Origin of the sequence: Haladaptatus sp. ZSTT2 (assembly GCF_037081775.1) — an archaeon.
In the GTDB taxonomy this organism is placed as follows: Archaea; Halobacteriota; Halobacteria; order Halobacteriales; family Halococcaceae; genus QDMS2.
On record NZ_JBAMHQ010000002.1, the window covers coordinates 249,295 to 267,364 of the forward strand.

Sequence of the window (18,070 nt, forward strand, 5' to 3'; positions counted from 1 at the left end):
GACATCCTCCCCGCCCTGAAGGGCGAGGATTCCCAACCGCGTTGGGATATTAGGGTTCACGGTTAGCAACCTATTCTCGTGGGGCGAAAACGCCTTCACTGTGGTCGAACAGACGAACCGCTGGCTGTGCCAACCAGCCGTTATCCCTATCGCCACCATCCGTGGCGAGACTCGGGAGTACCTTTTGCCGAATATTCTCCGCACCGTTCACGTCCGCATTCGCCACCGTACCACACTTCTCACAGACGTACAGCCCACGTTCAACACGCTGGCTGTCGTCCGTGTGGCCGCACGCTGAACACGACTTCGACGTATTGCGTTCCGACACCAACTCAACGTTGATGCCTTCTGCTTCCGCCTTGTAGTCGAGAAGCGTCGTGAAGCGGTCGAACGCCCACCCGTGCAAGTCGAGATTACCGTGGTCGCCCCAATTCCGAGACTCGCCGTTCTCGTCGTTTTCTCGGATGCCGCCAAGGTCACCCACGACAAGCGTACCAACACCTCGTTCGACACACTCCTCTACGATTGCTTTCGAGAGTGCGTGCAAGAAGTGCGTCCGGCGACCAGTTCGCGTCCGGTCAAGCCGAGTGGCCTCACGGGACGAGGAATCGTCGCACTTGGCTTTCTTCTTCGTGAAGTAGTATTCGTCTTCTTTGAGTGCGCCACCGGGATACAACACCGATTCACCGCCGAACGAGACAGCGGCGAAGTTGCAAATCCCGAGGTCAACACCAGCTACTTCGTCATCCGGAGGTTCCGGGTTGATAGTGGTGCGACAGACGAACTGAAGCCGCCACTCATCACGCTGGTAGACGGCGCGAACCTGTTGAATGTCCCACTCGGTCAGGTCAACATCCGGGCGAATCTCGTACTCACACAGAATGAAGTCCGAACGGTGCTCTTTGAGGTTGCGGCCTTTCGAGAGGCGAACGCGGGTGAACTGTGCGTCGTGCTTGAAGCCAGCCGCTTTGAACGACACAGTTGAACGTGGGTGGGAATCTCCGTGTTTGCGGTAGCCGGGCGGTCGGGCACGACCCTCGTCGTTCCGACGTTTGCCGAACCAGCCGTTGAACGCCTCAGCGAGTTCTTCGAGAACGCGCTGACTGGATTGAGAATGTAAGTCCGTGTAGCGTTCGTGGCTTTTGAGTTCGGCTTTGAGTTCCCCGTCATCAGGAATCTCGTCCGTTTCGTCCCATTGTTCTTGTGCGTAGTAGCGACCGACGTTCCAGAGTTTTGAGGCGGCCCATCCGAGTTGGTCGAGGTCGTCACGAACCTGTCGCTGGTTCGGTATTGTGGCCTCGAAGGTTCGGATGGTTCGACTCATTTTCTGGCTTCATAACTGGTTATGAACGCCGTTTTGTTAATAGTGTCGGTTGGCGTGGAATATCCGGCCTTGCTATCGACGTGGATTGTGTAGGGGTTGTCGGCTGTATCCCCGCTCTGAAGGGCGGGGTTTTAGCCTTGTAACTTCCATAAGCCGTGCATCGGTTGCTGGGCGTTCATGTACCAACAACAGCATTATTTGGTCTCCGTTGGATAAAATGCTCCCCCGATCGACCCAATCACGCGAGTTCTGACAGTATCAACGAGACCGATTCAGAGGGTGCATCGGTCATCACTGAGACCATCGAGACGCTGGTAAGTCTGGGCGGCTCACTGAATACTAAACAGAGCGAGACAGGTTATCCAGTCATCAGTACTTGGATCGGGAACGTTAATCTCTGCAGTGTACGTTCCTGAACCGATGGCCACTGCTTCGTTGATGTATCCCACGGCCTCTTCAAACGACCACGCCACCGTATCTCCGGGCGCGACTGTTACCTTTCCGCTGCCGGAAGATTTCTGTTCAATCTCAGTCCACCCAGACGAATCTTTGAATCGTATTGTCCACGAGAACGGATTGAAATTTAGTTCTGTCACAGAGTTGTTATAGAAGGTCAACGTAAGCGACTCAGGAGATTTACCAACTGTCTGTGAGGGCAATAGATACACTGAGGCAGAATCGGTCTCAACCGTATGCGAACAGATAATGTTGTTTTGGTCCCCGTATGGAGGACAGTCGTAATCCTCGATTTCTTTTGCTGACGCTGGTGGGGCAGGAGTAACCGTTTGTCCGGCTGACTGCTGTGGACTGACTGTATTACAGCCACTTAGGAATACAATCCCTGAACCAGCCAATTGGAGGGCCTCACGACGAGACCAAAATCGTGCCATGGTAGTTCATCAAAACCAATCTTGTTAGTTTTTCTGGGAATTAGGTAGAACCGTCTGCAACATACGCGCCTTCTATTCAGCACGGTTGTAGAAATCTCACCAATCCCTGTCAGAAGGTGCGTGCTGAACTTAGAGGGTGTCTGCAGCAAGAGGCAGCTAGTCATTCTGTTGGATGTCGGGACCGGTTCGCATTCCTGCTCCGAAATACTCCCCCCGCTGTTTCCACCTCTTTTCCGAGCGTCTACGAGGGCCGTTGCCGCTTCTGTTGAGTATCGACATCGGTCGCGTTTGGCGGCGAATCAGTCCGCAGCCACTTCGGCACGAGTTCACGGCCGAAGAGGGCACGTTCTAGCGCGAGTCGCCCGCCCCCGAGGAGGATCAGCGCCACGGATGCGGCGATGAGGACGAAGTTGTACTCGCCGATCGTGTAGGCCGTCCCGACGCTCTGGGTGGGGAACCCACCCGGGAAGTTGACGAGTAGCATCGCTACCAGCATCGTGATGCCAGTGAACACGGCCGCGATGCGGGTGAACAAGCCGAGGAGAATCAGGAGCCCGCCACCGAACTCAGCGAGCGCCGCCAGCCACGCGAACGCCACGGGGAACGGGACGCTCAGCGAGGCCAGGAACCCTGCGAAAGCGTCGATGGTCACTGCGCGCGGCCCCCAGTTGAACAACTTTCCGGCACCGTTGACCATCATCGCGAACCCGATTCCGACGCGAAGGGCCGTCGGGCCCCACTCTTCGAGCATACGTTCCCGGTTACTCTCAGCGATTGGTTGCCACATATGTCATCACCTGCGGTGTATAGTTAGCGATATGCCACTATCAACCATGTGTATTGTTCTCAATTATTGAGATTCGTCATCGTAGATAACGTGACACCCGCCGTCTTATCATCTGGTGATGTAAGATTGTCCACGAGAGACTCAGTGGTTGTGGATCGCACCCGGGGGCAAGAGTTCGTCGATGCTTGCCGGGCGACGGTCGGAGATCAACTCCGGTCGCTGACGTACTTCAGAGACGACGGTTTCGAACAGCTCTATCTCCGATCGGACCTTTCGGCTGAGGCGGATCTGACAGGGTTCGTCGAGCACGAATCCCTGGGTTTCGATGCGCATACTGCCTACCATGGGTCGGAACTCGGCGAGTACGATTGCACCATCCGGGTCTTCGAACACGGGTTCCTGTTACGGGTTACGACGCCCGATGAAGGTATCTTTCTGACGACCGACGGGATTACGCTCGGCGATTTCAAGGAAGCAGCGACGGCTCTCAAAACCCTCCTCGCGCAGTAGGTTCTGGGCTACTCCCCGGTGAGTTCACCTGCCATCCTGACGATTCGATCGGCGTTTGAGGGGTTTTCATATTGTTTGTCCCGAGTGTGCGGAATCGCCTCCTTAGGACACACGCGGTCAATTCCGATGGCGCAGGTACACAGGGGAGTTCTCGTGCCCGACTCGCGCCCTCTATGCAGCACGAACTATTCGAACTACTCGGATTGTGTCAGGACCGTCGTGACCGACGCAGAGGGTGTAGTCAGCACGAGTCTCATAGCAGTCGAGACAGGTAATCGCCTCCTTTCAATTCCCCGTACTCTCCTCGACGAAGAGTCTCTCAAGCAGCTCTCGAAGCTCCTCTGGGCGCATGCGCGGGCCCTCCAGCTCCACACGATTTCGAAGTACGACTCATCTGTCGTATCGCGGGCTGACTCGGGCTTCGAACTGGTGAAATCGCCCACTTCCACACTGTGTGCGTGATCTGGAACCGCCAAACGATTCGCATTCGCCAACACGAACAGTGCCGATGGGGATACTGCCGACGACGGGCCCTAGCACAGAGCAGTCGGAAACACCCACTGCAGGCACACGCGGTGCAGGAAGTCCACCTCGAGGCTTCGCAGGTGTGGTTTCGGCGTAGGTACGTGAGGGCCGCCAGGATTATTGTTTCAGCAGACCTACAGTATGTACTATGGCAGGTACCACTCACGTCCAGACATCTTCACGGGGAAGTAATGGACTCCTCCTGCACGCCTTCATCGGCGCGGTAGTGATGTTGGTCCTCACGATTATCCCGTTATCGCCCGTTCTGGGCGGAGCCGTCGCCGGCTATCTCCACAAGAGTGAGGGGATGAAAGTTGGGGCACTTGCTGGGCTGTTTGCTGTCGTCCCTGTCGTCGCAGTGATCATGTTCGGAGTTGCGTTCTTGACCCCCTTCGTCACCAGCTCGGGGGGGAGTACGATTTTCCCCTCCCTCGGCTTCCTCCTCATAGGGCTCGTCTCGCTTCTGCTGGTCGGTCTGTACACCATCGGTCTTGGTGCTCTCGGCGGCTATATCGCCGTCACCCTCACTGAGTCTCGGACCACCACTCCGTCGGCGTAGCCGGGGTCGTCGTGGATACGAAACTCCGGTTCATTTTCCCGTTTTGTTGAGATCGTTCGTCGGCTTCCCCACGCTGGCCTTCCTTCAGAATCTTCGGATGCTACGTGGTCGGGGACCGTCCGGAAATCCAGTGTGGCGGTTTAAGGAACGATAGCTCGGACGAGGCTGCTGCTGGCGCGCCCTCGACGTCAGGTGGTCGACGACGTACTCCGCATCCCTGCCGACGCCGGTGAACAGCCCCGACGTCATCGCGTACAGGAAGAACAGGCCGACGAAGTACAGTCCTGGTTCGTCCGGGACGACACCGCGCACGTGAACGGGCTCCGTGGGTTGTTCTGTCCCGTCGAAGATTGGGAGGTCAATCCACGAAAAGTCAGGGCGGAAGCCAGTGCACCAGATGACGTTCTTGACGTCGAGGACGGCATCGTCCCCGACGACGGGCCGACCGTCGTGGACGCTAGTCGTGCGAGGCACTCGCTCGATGCCAGCGGCGGCTAACTCACGTGGTTTGATTCGGACCAGCTGGATGCCCTGGGACAGCATCTTCGGGCGCTTTCGGCGCCCAATCGGCGTCTCCGTCGTGAGGATCCTGTGAAAGAGCACCCGCATCACGAACGGGGCCCCCAGGTGACGACCGACCCACGAGTCGATGTGGAATGGCACGTGACCGACGTCGCGGCCCGACAGCCACGTCTCGTGTTCGTCGACAACGTCGAGGGCGATCTCTGCTCCCGAGTTACCCGCACCGACGACGAGCACGCCCCCGTCCTGTAGCTGATCGGGGTTGCGGTAGTCGCTCGAATGCAGCTGGACGACATCGTCGGAGAGCTTGGACGCAAAATCCGGAACCTTCGGGGCCTGGTAGCTCGCCATCGCCACCACGACGTTGTCCGCCTCGATCCGCCGGTCGCCCGCGGTAATGAGGAAGCTATCGCCGCTCCGTTCCAGCCCATCCACGCGGACGCCGAGTTCAACGGGGAGGTCGAACCGCTCGGCATAGGTCTCCAAGTAGTCGGCTACCTCATCCTTCGTGGGGAAGGCGTATGGTGAGCCCGGAAAATCCATTCCCGGCAAGCTCGAGAAGCGGGCGGGCGTGAACACCCGGAGTGAGTCCCAACGGGCCCGCCATGCGTCGCCAACGCGGTCGCTCGCGTCGAGGATGACGAAGTCCTGGTGGTGTCGCTGCAGGTAGTACCCGGTCACCAGTCCGGCCTGACCACCGCCGATAACGACGGTCTCGTATCGTTCGCTCATGTGTTCGTTCCTCGATAAGCGTACGCGCCGGAGGGACGTGATGGTGCCGCGTGCAAGATTTCACGCCCTGAAATCTCGGGGAGGCTGGATCCTTGGGACGTCAGAGACTCCCGGCTGGCCGGGTTGTCCGATAGCGGCGGTCGTTCCCAGTGGCGTTACGATGGCACGCGGGACTCGAAGGCGGTAGGGTCTACCGGGGTCGCCTCCGCGCGAACCTGCTCGAAGACCGAGATGGCCCAGTCACGGGCCTCCGGGGCGTCGGTGTCGATGACCGCCACGAGTGCCCCAGTCTTGGCGTCATGACAGCAGATGCCGGCCCGATCGTCCACGATACCGAGGCCGCAGCGGTCGCCGTCGGGGAGGTGATCGTGGACGAGGATGGTCGCGTTCTCGCAGGCGGCGACCTCCAGTATCCGGTCGGGATTCCAGGCAAACATCCCCTCCAGGGCCTCGGGCGTGAACACGTACTCGAAGGTCATTCCGTCGAGGACTGCGCCACAGGCCGTCTCGAGGTTGCTCGACTTGTAGACGATGTTGTCGAACCCGCGCAACGTCGAGGTCGACCGAATGAGCTGGCCGAGGCGCTCGACGGGTTCGTAGGGATACCCTGGCCCGGGGTAGGAGACGACCGCGTCGGCGAAGAGGTCGACGGAGAAGCCCGGCATCTCGACCGGCAGCCACTGCCAGACGTCGCGAAGCTTCTCCTCGACCTCCATCGCGTCCCGGAGAGTGAGGAACCTGTCGGCGACGTACTCGCCGAGGGGGGTCAGCCCGTACGTTGGGCCGTTCCTGACGATCCACCTCCGCTCTCCGAAGTCGGCGAGCACCCGTCCGACGGTCGGCGAGGAGGCGTTGGTGGCTTCACATAGCTCTCGACGGTTGGCCGGTCCGTCGCGCAACGTTTCGAGGACGCCGACGCGGTGGGCCGACGTGGCCAGGAACTGGATGTTGTCGATTCCCGCAGTCATAAGCAATGTAGGGGGGCGAGTGGCTTAGCGTTTCTACCGTGGGGAGGGACAGGCGACTCGCTATTCGAGGTCCTCGGGAGGATCGAGTGGTGTGTCCGCCGCCTGCTTCCCAGCCCTCCCTGATGGTCGCGACGCACCTCGTCGCAGTGTAACGTGGAAGTCACCATTGCCACAATCGCACGATATTCAAGCACGACCACAGAGACTTCCTCAATCGCTGCCACCAGCGATGTGCAACATACAGAGGGTGTGTCCAGCACGCCGGCTGCACGCCCCGAACACGTGGAGGGGGGTCGAGTGCGGTGCGACGGTCGGTGCCGCTCTCGCCGGGTAGGACTCCTGCGCCGGGTTGCCCCCACAGACAACGTCGCCGACATTGGTGTCGCCCGAGACTGAACCACGTGCCTTCGACCTACACACCGTTTCGTCATTGCGGCCGACGAGCCCGCCGACAAACTCAGAGCCGGTGCCCCGGCCGCCTGCTTCCGAATCGCTCACCGTCGCTCGGTTCCAGCCGACGAGCCCGAGACGGTCATCTCGCTGGCTGAGGCGATCAGAAGGCTCCCCAGAGCGGTCGATACGGAGGTCGCGTTCCAGAATCTCCGTGAAGGAGTTGTCGCTCCCCGAGACAGTACGCTCCGTCGGAGGAGTAAGCTGGTCACCACCCACACGACGGCAGGCAGATGGGGCCTGAATACTTACCCTCTCGGACCGCGAGCCTTCCGATATGCCCGAGGAGATACTCGACGGCGTGTTCGACATCACCTGCGCCGGAACTGGACAATCTCGCTTTCGCGCGTTCCTCTTCGCCGACGGAACACTGGTCGATACCGGCCTCGCGGACACTACCGACGCCCTGCTCGACGGCATCGTGCAGACGGGTGTCGAGGTCGAACGGGTCGCCATCACGCACGCCGATCGTGACCACGTCGGCGGCCTCGATGCCGTCATCGAGACGCACGATCCCAAGGTGTTCCTCCCGGTGGGCGCGGACCCCGATGTCGCGGGTGAGGTCGATCACTACTACGGCGACGGCGACACCGTCGGGCCGTTCGAGGCCGTCCACATGCCCGGCCACAGCGATCACCACCACGTCTTGATAGACGAGGAGGCGGGGATAGCCGTCCTCGCGGACGCGCTCTTTGGATCGGACCAGCGGGGGCTCCCCGCGGGCTACTTCCACCTCCCCCCGGGGCAGTTCACCGACGACCTGAACCTCGCGGAGGAGTCCCTCGAGAAGTTACTCGACTACGAGTTCGAGGTCGGGCTGGTGTTCCACGGCTCCTCGGTACTGGAAGGCGCGAGCGACCGCATCGCGGCGTACGTCTACTGAACGCGCTCGGCCACGTCGAGTCTCGAGCGGAGCGCCGCGTGGACCCCTTCCTCGCCGGCGACCCAGTCGCCGACACATTAGAGGTCGTGCGCGTCGGCGGCCGTGAGCGGGTCACGGTCGATGCCATCGTCGGGGAGCGCCACGCTCAGACCGACCGCATCCACCCACCGTCGACGGGGATGGCGTCGCCGGCCTCGTCGCTGACGAGTTTCATCAGCTCCGGAGCGGTCCGGTTCACCTTCACCCCCGCGTCGCCGCAGGCGGCGTAGACCATCTGTGGCACGTCGTAGAGGGCGGTCCTCGACTCACGTCGCTCACTGCACATCCCGGATCGAATGGCGTATCTGCTGAATACGCGCCTTCTATTCAGCACGGTTGCAAAAATCTCACCAATCCCTGTCAGAAGGTGCGTGCTGAACTTAGAGGGTCTATACAGTATCGAATACGACACCGGTAATCTGGACTAGTGCACTACCATCGGGGCATTCGGTCACATCGAATATTCTAGCCGTGTACACCGACAACAGCGAGCTGAAGTCCCTAAGACTGACGAATTGATAGATGAGCGTGGACGCTACTTTCCGGATGCCGAACGGGGCTGAACCAAGAGCGATCAATCAATAAGGGTTGTAACCACGACCACCCACTAAATCATGGACTGGTCCGTGCTAGGACGAAGAAATGAGTCCTCCACGAGTCCGTCCAGATAGTCGTTGATGCCCTCCGCGATGAGTTGCCGTCGCTTGGCGAGGAACTCCTCGTAGTTCTCAACTTTCCAGAGCCGTTCACCTAGCGGAATAAACGCGGGTTCCAGCGCACCTAAATGATTCTCACGGACGTTTGGGAGATACTCAGTCGGTCGTGAATCGAATATGTCGAGGTTTCCCGATTGGGTGAGCGGGACACGGTTCGCGATTTCATTCACACGCTTCCTGTCGTGGTGGTTGTTCCCCGAATCGTATCCTGCCCGTTCTAATTGGGCTCGCGGGAAGATATGATGAATTTGAATTTCGTAACGATCTCCACCGTCACAATCCAAACCTTGCAACTGAGCCGGTATGGATGACAAATCTTTAAAATAATCATTAAGTAAGAGGCGACACCTCAGAAAGAGGATGTTCTCTAATGACCAAACTGACCAACCTGAACTGCAATCGGTACCGACACCCGCTGTAGCGACCACCGCAGCGGAGGAATTGGGCCGATGAGCTCGCCAGAGCAGATGTCCGATGGCGACATCGACCATGCGACCGAGACGGCACAGGCGTACCTGGAGGAGCTCGAGGATGCGATGCGCCGGGAGGATGCCGCCGCTGCGGCGGAGATGTTCTGTGAGTCGAGCTACTGGCGCGACCTGGTCGCGTTTACCTGGAACATCAAGACGGTGGAGAATCCCAGTGGCGTCGAGGACATGCTCGAGGAGACACTCACGCACATCGGTCCGTCGGACTTCGAGCTTAGCGAGCCGGCGGAGGAGGAAGATGGGATCATCACCGCCTGGTTCACCTTCGAGACCGAGGTGGGTCGTGGTGAGGGTGTCGTCCGGCTGAAAGATGGCGGTGCGTGGACCTTCCTGACCGCACTGACGGAGCTGAAGGGGCATGAGGAGCCCAAGGGCAGAGACCGACCGATAGGCGCAGAGCCGGTTGCGGACCCAGACCGCAAAACGTGGACAGAGCGCCGTGAGGAGGAGCTGGAGAACCTGGGGTACACCGAACAGCCGCACACCGTGATCATCGGTGGGGGACAGGGCGGCATCGCACTCGGTGCACGGCTCCGCCAGCTCGGCGTGCCCACGATCATCGTCGAGAAGAACGACCGGCCGGGCGACTCCTGGCGCAACCGGTACAAGGGGCTCGCGCTGCACGACCCCGTCTGGTACGACCACCTCCCGTATATCAAGTTCCCCGACAACTGGCCGGTGTTCTCACCGAAGGACAAGCTCGGCGATTGGCTGGAAATGTACACGCAGGTGATGGAGCTGAACTACTGGTCGAAGACCGAGGCCACCAGTGCACAGTACGACGAGGAGACGGGCACCTGGGAGGTCGAGGTCAACCGCGACGGTGAGGAGCTCGTGCTGCGCCCACAAGAGCTCGTGATGGCGACGGGCATGAGCGGCAAGCCCAACGTACCCGACCTCTCCGGTGAGGAGCGCTTCAGCGGCGAGGTACACCACTCATCCGAGCACCCCGGCCCCGACGAGGAGTATGAGGGCAAGTCCGTGGTAGTGGTGGGCTCGAACAACTCAGCCCACGACATCTGTGAGGGGCTCTGGGAGGTCGGCGCGGATGTGACGATGGTGCAGCGGTCATCGACGCACGTCGTCAAGACGGACTCAGTGCTGGAGCACGCACTCGGTGATCTGTACTCCGAGCAGGCCGTCGAGAACGGCATCAACACCCACCGGGCGGACATGATCTTCGCATCCGTCCCGTACCGCATCATGCATGAGTTCGAAAAACCCAAGTATGACACGATCAGGGAGATCGACGCCGACTTTTACGAGGCGCTAGAGGACGCCGGATTCATGATCGACTTTGGTCCCGACGACTCGGGGCTGTTCATGAAGTACCTCCGCCGTGGCTCGGGCTACTACATCGACACCGGCGCCAGTCAGCTCATTATCGACGGTGAGGTCGCGGTGGCCCGTGGGCAGGTGACCGAGTTCACCGAGGATGCGATCCTGCTGGAGGATGGCACCGAACTCCCCGCCGACCTTGTCGTGTACGCCACGGGGTACGGCTCGATGAACGGCTGGGTGGCCGGTCTGATGGATGAGGAGACGGCGCGGCAGGCGGGGAAGGTCTGGGGGCTCGGCTCAGACACGCCCAAAGACCCCGGACCGTGGGAGGGCGAGCAGCGCAACATGTGGAAGCCGACGCAGGTGGAACAACTGTGGTTCCACGGTGGCAACCTGCACCAGTCACGCCACTACTCGCTGTATCTGGCGCTGCAGCTGAAGGCACGTTATGAGGAGATCCCCACGCCGGTGTACGGCAGGCAGGAAGTCCACCACGAGGGGATCTAGCGGCCGCTCTCCCAAGGATTGTCGCCTGACAGGCGATACCCCTTCGGAGATCGGATGGCTGGTCGGCATCACCTCAAGTGGTGCTCGCCGTCCGCACTCACCGGCCGAACTGCGCCGCAGGTGGTGTGTCCATCGCAAGCACGTGCGCCCCGACCAGATTCATTTCCACCTCGAGGCGGGCCGCCAGTGAGATCAGCTCCTCACGGGCGGCCCAGCTCACACACGCATCGGCACCGATCCGTTCGTTCGAGCGCTCGCCTTAGCCCCGCTCGTCGAGTTCGGCAGCGACCCCGAACTCGAACGTGTTCGTCGCGAACTAGACCGCGCCGAGAAACTGGAGGCGGCGGAATGACCGCCTCAATCACCGTCGGCGGTCTCATCGACGAACCGTCGCGCCGTGTCGATTACTTTGGGATCACCCCAAGGGCCTCGACGAGCGGTTCCATCTCACCGAGCTGGCCACGGCGAATACCGTGATCAACCACAACGTGATCGAGGATATCTCCAGCGCCGAGACGATCCTGTCGGAAGCCGTTAAGATCGACGGAGACGGGAGTGGCCTGACGTTCCAGGCGAACAAGTTCCTCGTCGCGGTCGGTCTCAATAATAAAAACGGTACTGATGACGGGAGTCGAGACCTATCCAGTGATCGACGCAAAAAACAACTGGTGGGGAAGTGTGGACGGTCCTGAGGAAGCAACGTTCAATCAGGACGCTGATGAGGACGGTCGTAGAGATGTTATTGGGAATGCCACGGTCAAGCCGTTCCTCCGCAATCCTCCAGGTAAGGAGAGGCAGGGCAAGGGCAACGGAAAAACAGTGCTAGCAGGGTAGGCGACATCGCGCAGCGATTGCGTCGAGTATCTACCCCTTTTGACGACCGCTGACTACGACTGGCCGCGATCGTCGCCGTCTCGTCCCTGGTTGCCAGACCCGGAGCCGAGTTCCTTGAGGACGTAGAGGCCGCCGTTTCGGTCGGAGGCGTATATCCAGGGTGCGTTGGGCACTTTGTAGATGCCCCAGACGTCCTGGATACCACCGTTCTCCGTCTCGAACTCCGGTCCCGTCTCGTTGTACCGCGCAACTTCGACCGGGTTGTACGGATCGCTGATGTCGAGGACCAAGACGCCGTTCGAGTACCAGGAGACGTACACCTTGTCACCCTCGACGATGACGTTGTGAACCGAGTAGGTACCACGTTCGTCACAGCTTTCGTCGCCGGGGTTGGCGCTGCATACCGTATCGAACTGGCTGGCGAGCACCGGGTTCGCCTCGTTGGCGTAGTCCCAGATGCGGATGTTGCCCCAGCGACCGAAGCCGGAGACAATCTCGAGACCCACACCGGACGCACCGACCACGAGTTCGCTGTCGTCGGCGACGCCGAAGATGGCGAGGCCGGTCGAGTGGCCGACGAACACGCCGGGAAGGTTGACCGGGTCGCCTCCCATCGTCACAAGGCCATCACCGCGTGCCTCGTCGTTGAAGACAACGGCGCCGTCGTATCCGGCCGCCTCCGCGTTGTCAATCTTTTCGGTGAACGCGCAGACGCCACGCTGGATGACTGCGATGTGCGTTCCGTTCGTGGTGGGTGCTGGCGGAATCGGATCGCCGTTACATGCCAGACCCACGTACGTGGTAGTTCCGCTCAGTACGCCGCCGGGACGGTTAGCGATCGGTGACGTAATCGCTCCTTCCGCTGCGGGGTACTCGCCGGCGTTGGGGCCCTCAGCAATCTCGAACGTAAGCGAGTACGGGTCGAAGTCCTCCTCGGTCTCGACCACGACGCTTCCGTCGGCTGTTGGCCACGCCTGGTGACTGTTGACCTCGCCGTCGCCCGCGCTCGGGTCGATGGCCTGCGAGACGAATTGCGGATTCGTCGGGTCGCTGATGTCAAGGAGGACCAGTCCGGCGTCCCAGTTGGCGAGGTACGCGTGGGTTCCGTCATCGCTGATGGTGATGTCGTGCAGGAAGCGGTTTTGGGAGGAACCGAAGCCGTCGAACAGGTAGGCGTCCGCCTGAAGGATCTGACCAAAGTCGGTAGTGGTGAACCAGTTTATACTGGAGTCGAACAGGCTCTCTGCCCCCCACGCGCCTACGAGAGTCGGATTCGTCGGGTCGGTGATGTCGAAGATTTGGAAGTTGCCCAACTCGCTTTCGACCACGGCGGCGACGTAGTCCTTCGAACCCTGGGTGAAGAGCCACGTATTGTGGACACCGAAGTCGACGAAGCCGAAGGCATCTCTCAGGAGTTCGTTGATGTCGTCGGTCTGCACCGACGCGAGGTGTTCGGGTGCGAGTGGATCGTCGACGTTGTAGAGTTCGAATCCACCTGGGCCACCGTCACACGGTTCGTTGGTGTGGGCGAGAATCGTCCCCGCGTTCATCGTTGCCACCTTGACGTCGTTCGTGCGGCTGCCCGCAACAGAAGGGATGCTGCCGACGTACTCTGGATTGTTGTTGTTGCGGACGTCGAAGACGGCGATTCCCGGTCCGACCAGGTTGTCGACCAGTTCACCGCTGCCGAAGCCGACACCCGTCCCGCAGGGGGTGTTGAACGTCCCGATGTAGGCGTAGCCCTCGTGGGCCCACACGTCGGTGGTTCCTTGGGGGAGTAGTCGCTCGCCACGACCCGCGACGGCGAGGTTCTTCGTGACTTTCGCCGAGGGACCTTCGCTGACGATCTCGCTGGAGGTTGCGACGTCGTGTTCCATCAGCGGCAGGCTGGGATCCGGCGCGCCGTGCCCGTGCAATTCCCCTACATGAACGTCATCCTCGCCGGGTTCGTCCGTGATGGCGCCATCCGGGTGTGCCGAGGCGACTCCGGTAACGCCGCCGAGGCTGAGGAGACCGAGGGACGCGAGCATCGTTCGCCGTGAGACGGTGAGTCGGGAGTCAGACGACCGTTGTCGAGTTGTAAAGTTTGGCTTCATAATCACGCCATCTGTGTCCAATGGCTCGGTAACATTTGTTGCATGACAATATAGCTTTATTTACATTAATTATGTCATATGGATATTCCCCGATTGTTCACCGACCGAGCCTCACGACTCGAACCAAGTCGGTTGGGAGTTGCTGGATCACGTCACCGAGACACCCGATGCTCTCGACGGTCGCCAATAGCTCACCGAAATCGTCCGCGAGAAGATGGATACTGGTCTCGTCGTGAAGATCGAGGCGAGTCATGGGGCCGTCGGCGAGAAGTTCGAGCACTCCCAAACGGTAGGCTGACTGGGAGCGAAACGCGACATCATCCAATGGATGGGGTGTTGATATAGTGGCGCAGTTCGTCTCTATTACGGGCTATAAGGACATTTGATTGGCAGGTCGTACACAGTTAGTATCGTTGCTCTATCTTTGTATGCGTCGAACTGATCACCGACTCAGGTTCGGATGATTTCGTCCTCGTCTTCGAATTCGACTATTCGACGTTACGAGGAGATTCGTTCTCCACCCCCTTGTAGTCAAAACCTGCCACAGGGCCTTTTCTGCATTTCGGTCAAAAAAGAGACGGTAATATTTCGGTGACAACACAGCCGCTTTGTGTCTCAGAAGCCCATAGCTCAGTAAGATGGTACACGTCAGCGTCATTGGATGCGGAAATATGGGGAGCGCCCTCGTGCGGGGTCTCTCCAAGACTGGAACCCATACGATAACAGCCTGTGACGTCGACCCGCAGGCGCTTGCCTCGGTCGAAGCGTACTGCGAAACGACGACCACCGACCTCGCAATCGCAGCCGAAGCGCCGATCGTTTTCGTCGTCGTCAAACCCGCCCTCACCGCGGATATCGTCTCCGAACTCGACCTCTCGCCAGACCAAACGCTCGTCTCTATCGCTGCAGGTGTTTCGACGTCGGTGCTCGAAGCGAAGACGGACGCCGACGTTATTCGAGTCATGCCGAACCTCGCGGCTGCGACTGGTGACATGGCAGCAGCCGTCTCCGGGGCACAACTCCCCGACGACGTGGCCGAACTTCTCAGCGACGTCGGCGTGTTCGTCGAAGTTGATGAGGCACAGATGCACATCTCGACGGCGGTCAATGGGAGCGGCCCCGCATTCGTCTTCTATCTGCTGAATGCGATGAAACAAGCGGGCGTCGACGGTGGCTTAGACCCCGCGGACGCTGAAATCCTCGCTGCCCAAACGTTCAAGGGTGCTGCAGAGACCGTCCTCGCCTCTGAGAAATCTATCGACGAACTCATCGACGATGTCTGTTCACCGAAGGGGACGACCATCGAAGGGATGGAGGTCCTTCGAGAGAGCACCGCCGAGAAAGCGGTTTCAGACGCAGTGGCGGCTGCAGAACGGCGGTCTGTGGAATTAGCACGAGGGACTGACGATGAGTGAACCGTCAGAGCTACTCGGGTCTGTCGAGGCAGACGAAGCCCAGCACGCACGACAGCTCGCGGCGGATGCCAACCTGGTCGTCGTCAAAGCGGGGACGAACTCGTTGACCGACGAACACTCCAACCTCGACGACGCGAAAGTCAACAAGCTTGTAACGGACGTGATGGATCTCCGCCGGCAGGGAAAACAGGTGTTGCTCGTGTCCTCCGGTGCGGTCGGGGCTGGAAAGGGTCTCCTTGGCCTCACAGACGAGACAGTCGAAGAGTCGCAGGCACTTTCGACGGTGGGGCAATCACAACTCATGCGACGGTACACCGAGTACTTCGAGCAGTTCGACCAGACCGTCGCGCAGATTCTCTTGACGGAGAACGACTTAGAGGACCCAGACCGGTTCACCAACTTCACGAACACCGTCGAAACACTCCTCCAGTGGGATATCGTCCCGATTATCAACGAGAACGACGCCGTCGCAACCGAAGAACTCCGCATCGGTGACAACGACATGCTCTCCTCGTCGGTCGCAATCGGTATCGGTGCGCAACTTTTGGTCACGCTCACCGATGTCGGCGGCGTCTATACCGGAAACCCAAAGAAAGATTCGACCGCGACCCGCATCGAAGCTATCGGCAGTAACTATGCCGCGGTACAGAAGTTGGTCGACGCGAGTTCGACGCACGGATTTGGTGGAATTCAGACGAAAGTCGCTGGCGCGCGTGCGGTGAGCGAACACGGCATTCCGGCCATCATCGCCAAATCCACCGCGGACGATGTGTTGGCCAAAATCAGTGCCGCAGAACCGGTGGGGACGATATTCATCCCGACGAACGGAGACGACGATGACTGAGAAAACGACCCAAACGAAAGTTGCAGAGGCACAGACCGCAGCGCTCAGAATCGCGGGATTGTCCGACGAAGCACGCGCCGATGCGTTGCACTCGATTGCAGACGCTATCGATGCGAGCCACGAGGAAATCCTAGCGGCCAACGAGACGGACGTTCGCGAGGCAGAGCAACTCCTCGAAGCAGGAGACTACAGCCAGGCGCTCGTCGACCGCCTCAAGCTCTCCCCATCGAAACTCGAGAGTATTACGGAGATGGTCAGGAGCGTTGCCGCGCAAGCCGACCCGCTCGGAAAGACGCAGACCGCCCGAAGGCTTGACGATGGGTTGGAACTCTACAAATGCACCGTACCAATCGGTGTTGTGGGGACGATTTTCGAATCTAGACCCGATGCACTCGTCCAGATTGCGTCGCTTTGCTTGCGCTCTGGGAACGCCGTTATCCTGAAGGGCGGCAGCGAGGCGAGCCATTCGAACCGCGTTCTCTTCGAGTTGATTCAGGACGCGACGGCCGACGTTCCCGACGGATGGGCACAACTCATCGAAGCGCGAGCGGACGTAGACACCGTCCTCGAGATGGACGAGGCGATCGACCTCGTCATGCCACGAGGCAGTTCGGAATTCGTGTCCTACATCCAGAACAACACGAGCATTCCGGTGCTCGGCCACACAGAGGGCGTCTGCCACGTCTACGTCGACAAAGAGGCAGACCTCTCGATGGCCACCGATATCGCGTATGACGCAAAGGTGCAGTACCCCGCGGTGTGCAACGCGGTTGAAACTCTCTTGGTTCACGAACGTGTCGCGGCGGATTTCTTGCCGAAAATCGCTGCGAAGTACACGGACGCCGGAGTTGAAATGCGCGGTGACGACGCAGCACGAGAAATCGTGTCGATGGAGGCGGCCAGCGAACTGGACTGGGAGACCGAATACGGCGACCTCATCATCGCCGTCAAAATCGTCGATTCGCTCGCCGAGGCAACCGAGCACATCACAACCTACGGCTCGAAGCACACGGACGCTATCGTGACCGACGACTCCGATCGCGCCGGTATTTTCATGCGGAGTCTCGACTCGGCAAGCGTGTTCCACAACGCCTCAACGCGTTTTGCTGATGGCTTCCGCTATGGACTCGGTGCCGAAGTCGGCATCAGCACTGGAAAAATCCACGCGCGCGGCCCCGTCGGCCTCGAAGGGCTCACCACGTATCAGTACTACCTCGAAGGCGATGGGCAGGTCGTCGGGACGTACGCGGGGGCCGATGCGAAACCGTTTGTCCACGAGGACTTCGACGGTTCATGGCATCCCGGCTCGCTTTCCAATCAGTAACCAATATCCAGTACTCAAATACTCAATTTTCTTCCGTAAGATACCGGTTTCTGATGGCGTTTGAACGGTAGTACGATACCGCCATTGAGCGAAATAGTCCGTTTCGTCCCCAGTAATCTGGAATGCCTTCGACGGAATTCTTGCGCTCCTCTTTTCCTCTGTTGGCCAGTTTGGCTGGTAGAAATGGTTTTGCTAGTTTGTATGGTTTGTCAAGTTTGGACATTTTGGCGACTCCTTCTCGGAATCGAGGATTTGCTTCGAGCAGCAGTTCACCTGAGCCGCTCCCAGGAGCGCCGAGGTTCGAGAGATGTTCGACAAGCCTTAAATAGTTGGCCTGCTGGACTATCTCAAATCGATTACATTGACGGCATCAGCT

Annotated in this window: 16 protein-coding genes and 1 pseudogene; 8 read left to right on the plus strand and 9 right to left on the minus strand. The window is 59.7% G+C overall.

The annotated features are described in order from the left end of the window. Window positions 1-70 precede the first annotated feature (70 nt). Complete coding sequence (locus tag V5N13_RS16005) at window positions 71-1,324, minus strand: RNA-guided endonuclease InsQ/TnpB family protein (protein WP_336361624.1); 1,254 nt, start codon at window positions 1,322-1,324, stop codon at window positions 71-73. A 1,131-nt stretch (window positions 1,325-2,455) separates the two neighbouring features. Next, on the minus strand, window positions 2,456-2,965 hold the full coding sequence (locus V5N13_RS16010) for a DoxX family protein (protein ID WP_336361625.1): 510 nt from the start codon (window positions 2,963-2,965) through the stop codon (window positions 2,456-2,458). A gap of 162 nt (window positions 2,966-3,127) precedes the next feature. Here V5N13_RS16010 and V5N13_RS16015 point away from each other — a divergent pair, with 162 nt between their 5' ends. Together V5N13_RS16015 and V5N13_RS16020 are read left to right on the plus strand one after the other, a co-directional pair. After that, window positions 3,128-3,511: a DUF7522 family protein gene (locus tag V5N13_RS16015; RefSeq protein ID WP_336361626.1), complete on the plus strand. Its 384-nt coding sequence runs from the start codon at window positions 3,128-3,130 to the stop codon at window positions 3,509-3,511. Window positions 3,512-4,184: 673 nt separating this feature from the next. After that, entirely contained in the window at window positions 4,185-4,595 is a 411-nt protein-coding gene (locus V5N13_RS16020) for a DUF5518 domain-containing protein (RefSeq protein ID WP_336361627.1), read from the plus strand. A gap of 84 nt (window positions 4,596-4,679) precedes the next feature. Here the strand turns inward: V5N13_RS16020 and V5N13_RS16025 are convergent, their stop codons facing one another. From V5N13_RS16025 to V5N13_RS16035, 3 genes are all read right to left on the minus strand, one after another. Continuing rightward, on the minus strand, window positions 4,680-5,849 hold the full coding sequence (locus V5N13_RS16025) for a flavin-containing monooxygenase (protein WP_336361628.1): 1,170 nt from the start codon (window positions 5,847-5,849) through the stop codon (window positions 4,680-4,682). Between the two features lie 155 nt (window positions 5,850-6,004). Beyond that, window positions 6,005-6,817, minus strand: coding sequence for a helix-turn-helix transcriptional regulator (locus tag V5N13_RS16030; RefSeq protein ID WP_336361629.1), 813 nt, complete (start codon window positions 6,815-6,817; stop codon window positions 6,005-6,007). Window positions 6,818-7,027: 210 nt separating this feature from the next. Next, window positions 7,028-7,486, minus strand: coding sequence for a hypothetical protein (locus V5N13_RS16035; protein WP_336361630.1), 459 nt, complete (start codon window positions 7,484-7,486; stop codon window positions 7,028-7,030). 58 nt (window positions 7,487-7,544) lie between these two features. Here V5N13_RS16035 and V5N13_RS16040 point away from each other — a divergent pair, with 58 nt between their 5' ends. Then, a complete protein-coding gene (locus V5N13_RS16040; RefSeq protein ID WP_336361631.1) occupies window positions 7,545-8,150 on the plus strand; it encodes an MBL fold metallo-hydrolase in 606 nt (201 codons plus the stop codon). A 178-nt stretch (window positions 8,151-8,328) separates the two neighbouring features. Here V5N13_RS16040 and V5N13_RS16045 read toward each other — a convergent pair. Together V5N13_RS16045 and V5N13_RS16050 are read right to left on the minus strand one after the other, a co-directional pair. After that, window positions 8,329-8,448: pseudogene (locus tag V5N13_RS16045) on the minus strand (Tfx family DNA-binding protein); the annotation flags it as partial. 348 nt (window positions 8,449-8,796) lie between these two features. After that, a complete protein-coding gene (locus V5N13_RS16050) occupies window positions 8,797-9,396 on the minus strand; it encodes a hypothetical protein (RefSeq protein WP_336361632.1) in 600 nt (199 codons plus the stop codon). Here V5N13_RS16050 and V5N13_RS16055 point away from each other — a divergent pair. Together V5N13_RS16055 and V5N13_RS16060 are read left to right on the plus strand one after the other, a co-directional pair. After that, the gene (locus V5N13_RS16055) at window positions 9,373-11,181 is read left to right on the plus strand and encodes a flavin-containing monooxygenase (RefSeq protein WP_336361633.1); all 1,809 of its coding nucleotides are present in this window, start codon (window positions 9,373-9,375) and stop codon (window positions 11,179-11,181) included. The two genes, V5N13_RS16050 and V5N13_RS16055, sit on opposite strands and share 24 nt — an antisense overlap. Before the next feature lie 621 nt (window positions 11,182-11,802). Then, entirely contained in the window at window positions 11,803-12,015 is a 213-nt protein-coding gene (locus V5N13_RS16060; protein ID WP_336361634.1) for a hypothetical protein, read from the plus strand. A 53-nt stretch (window positions 12,016-12,068) separates the two neighbouring features. On the opposite strand, the gene V5N13_RS16065 is transcribed toward V5N13_RS16060, so the two are convergent. Further along, window positions 12,069-14,111 (minus strand): PA domain-containing protein, encoded by a 2,043-nt coding sequence (locus V5N13_RS16065; RefSeq protein ID WP_336361635.1) that lies wholly within the window; start codon window positions 14,109-14,111, stop codon window positions 12,069-12,071. Between the two features lie 97 nt (window positions 14,112-14,208). Beyond that, window positions 14,209-14,364: a hypothetical protein gene (locus V5N13_RS16070; RefSeq protein ID WP_336361636.1), complete on the minus strand. Its 156-nt coding sequence runs from the start codon at window positions 14,362-14,364 to the stop codon at window positions 14,209-14,211. A 385-nt stretch (window positions 14,365-14,749) separates the two neighbouring features. On the opposite strand from V5N13_RS16070, the gene proC reads away from it, so the two are divergent. From proC to V5N13_RS16085, 3 genes are read left to right on the plus strand one after another with little or no spacing between them, the layout of a single operon-like run. Then, a complete protein-coding gene (proC, locus tag V5N13_RS16075; RefSeq protein ID WP_336361637.1) occupies window positions 14,750-15,526 on the plus strand; it encodes a pyrroline-5-carboxylate reductase in 777 nt (258 codons plus the stop codon). Beyond that, window positions 15,519-16,370 (plus strand): glutamate 5-kinase, encoded by an 852-nt coding sequence (gene proB / locus V5N13_RS16080; protein WP_336361638.1) that lies wholly within the window; start codon window positions 15,519-15,521, stop codon window positions 16,368-16,370. Before proC ends, proB begins: the two co-directional genes overlap by 8 nt. Continuing rightward, window positions 16,363-17,694 carry a glutamate-5-semialdehyde dehydrogenase gene (locus tag V5N13_RS16085; protein ID WP_336361639.1) on the plus strand — a complete coding sequence of 444 codons (1,332 nt, stop codon included), beginning with the start codon at window positions 16,363-16,365 and terminating at the stop codon, window positions 17,692-17,694. Before proB ends, V5N13_RS16085 begins: the two co-directional genes overlap by 8 nt. The last annotated feature ends 376 nt before the right edge of the window (window positions 17,695-18,070 follow it).

Coding starts and splice junctions, on each gene's coding strand:
- V5N13_RS16030 (WP_336361629.1), bottom strand. CDS start 6,817: ATGACTGCGGGAATCGACAACATCCAGTTCCTGGCCACGTCGGCCCAC.
- V5N13_RS16050 (WP_336361632.1), bottom strand. CDS start 9,396: ATGGTCGATGTCGCCATCGGACATCTGCTCTGGCGAGCTCATCGGCCC.
- proB (WP_336361638.1), top strand. CDS start 15,519: ATGAGTGAACCGTCAGAGCTACTCGGGTCTGTCGAGGCAGACGAAGCC.
- proC (WP_336361637.1), top strand. CDS start 14,750: ATGGTACACGTCAGCGTCATTGGATGCGGAAATATGGGGAGCGCCCTC.
- V5N13_RS16085 (WP_336361639.1), top strand. CDS start 16,363: ATGACTGAGAAAACGACCCAAACGAAAGTTGCAGAGGCACAGACCGCA.
- V5N13_RS16040 (WP_336361631.1), top strand. CDS start 7,545: ATGCCCGAGGAGATACTCGACGGCGTGTTCGACATCACCTGCGCCGGA.
- V5N13_RS16005 (WP_336361624.1), bottom strand. CDS start 1,324: ATGAGTCGAACCATCCGAACCTTCGAGGCCACAATACCGAACCAGCGA.
- V5N13_RS16020 (WP_336361627.1), top strand. CDS start 4,185: ATGGCAGGTACCACTCACGTCCAGACATCTTCACGGGGAAGTAATGGA.
- V5N13_RS16055 (WP_336361633.1), top strand. CDS start 9,373: ATGTCCGATGGCGACATCGACCATGCGACCGAGACGGCACAGGCGTAC.
- V5N13_RS16060 (WP_336361634.1), top strand. CDS start 11,803: ATGACGGGAGTCGAGACCTATCCAGTGATCGACGCAAAAAACAACTGG.
- V5N13_RS16065 (WP_336361635.1), bottom strand. CDS start 14,111: ATGAAGCCAAACTTTACAACTCGACAACGGTCGTCTGACTCCCGACTC.
- V5N13_RS16070 (WP_336361636.1), bottom strand. CDS start 14,364: ATGACTCGCCTCGATCTTCACGACGAGACCAGTATCCATCTTCTCGCG.
- V5N13_RS16025 (WP_336361628.1), bottom strand. CDS start 5,849: ATGAGCGAACGATACGAGACCGTCGTTATCGGCGGTGGTCAGGCCGGA.
- V5N13_RS16010 (WP_336361625.1), bottom strand. CDS start 2,965: ATGCTCGAAGAGTGGGGCCCGACGGCCCTTCGCGTCGGAATCGGGTTC.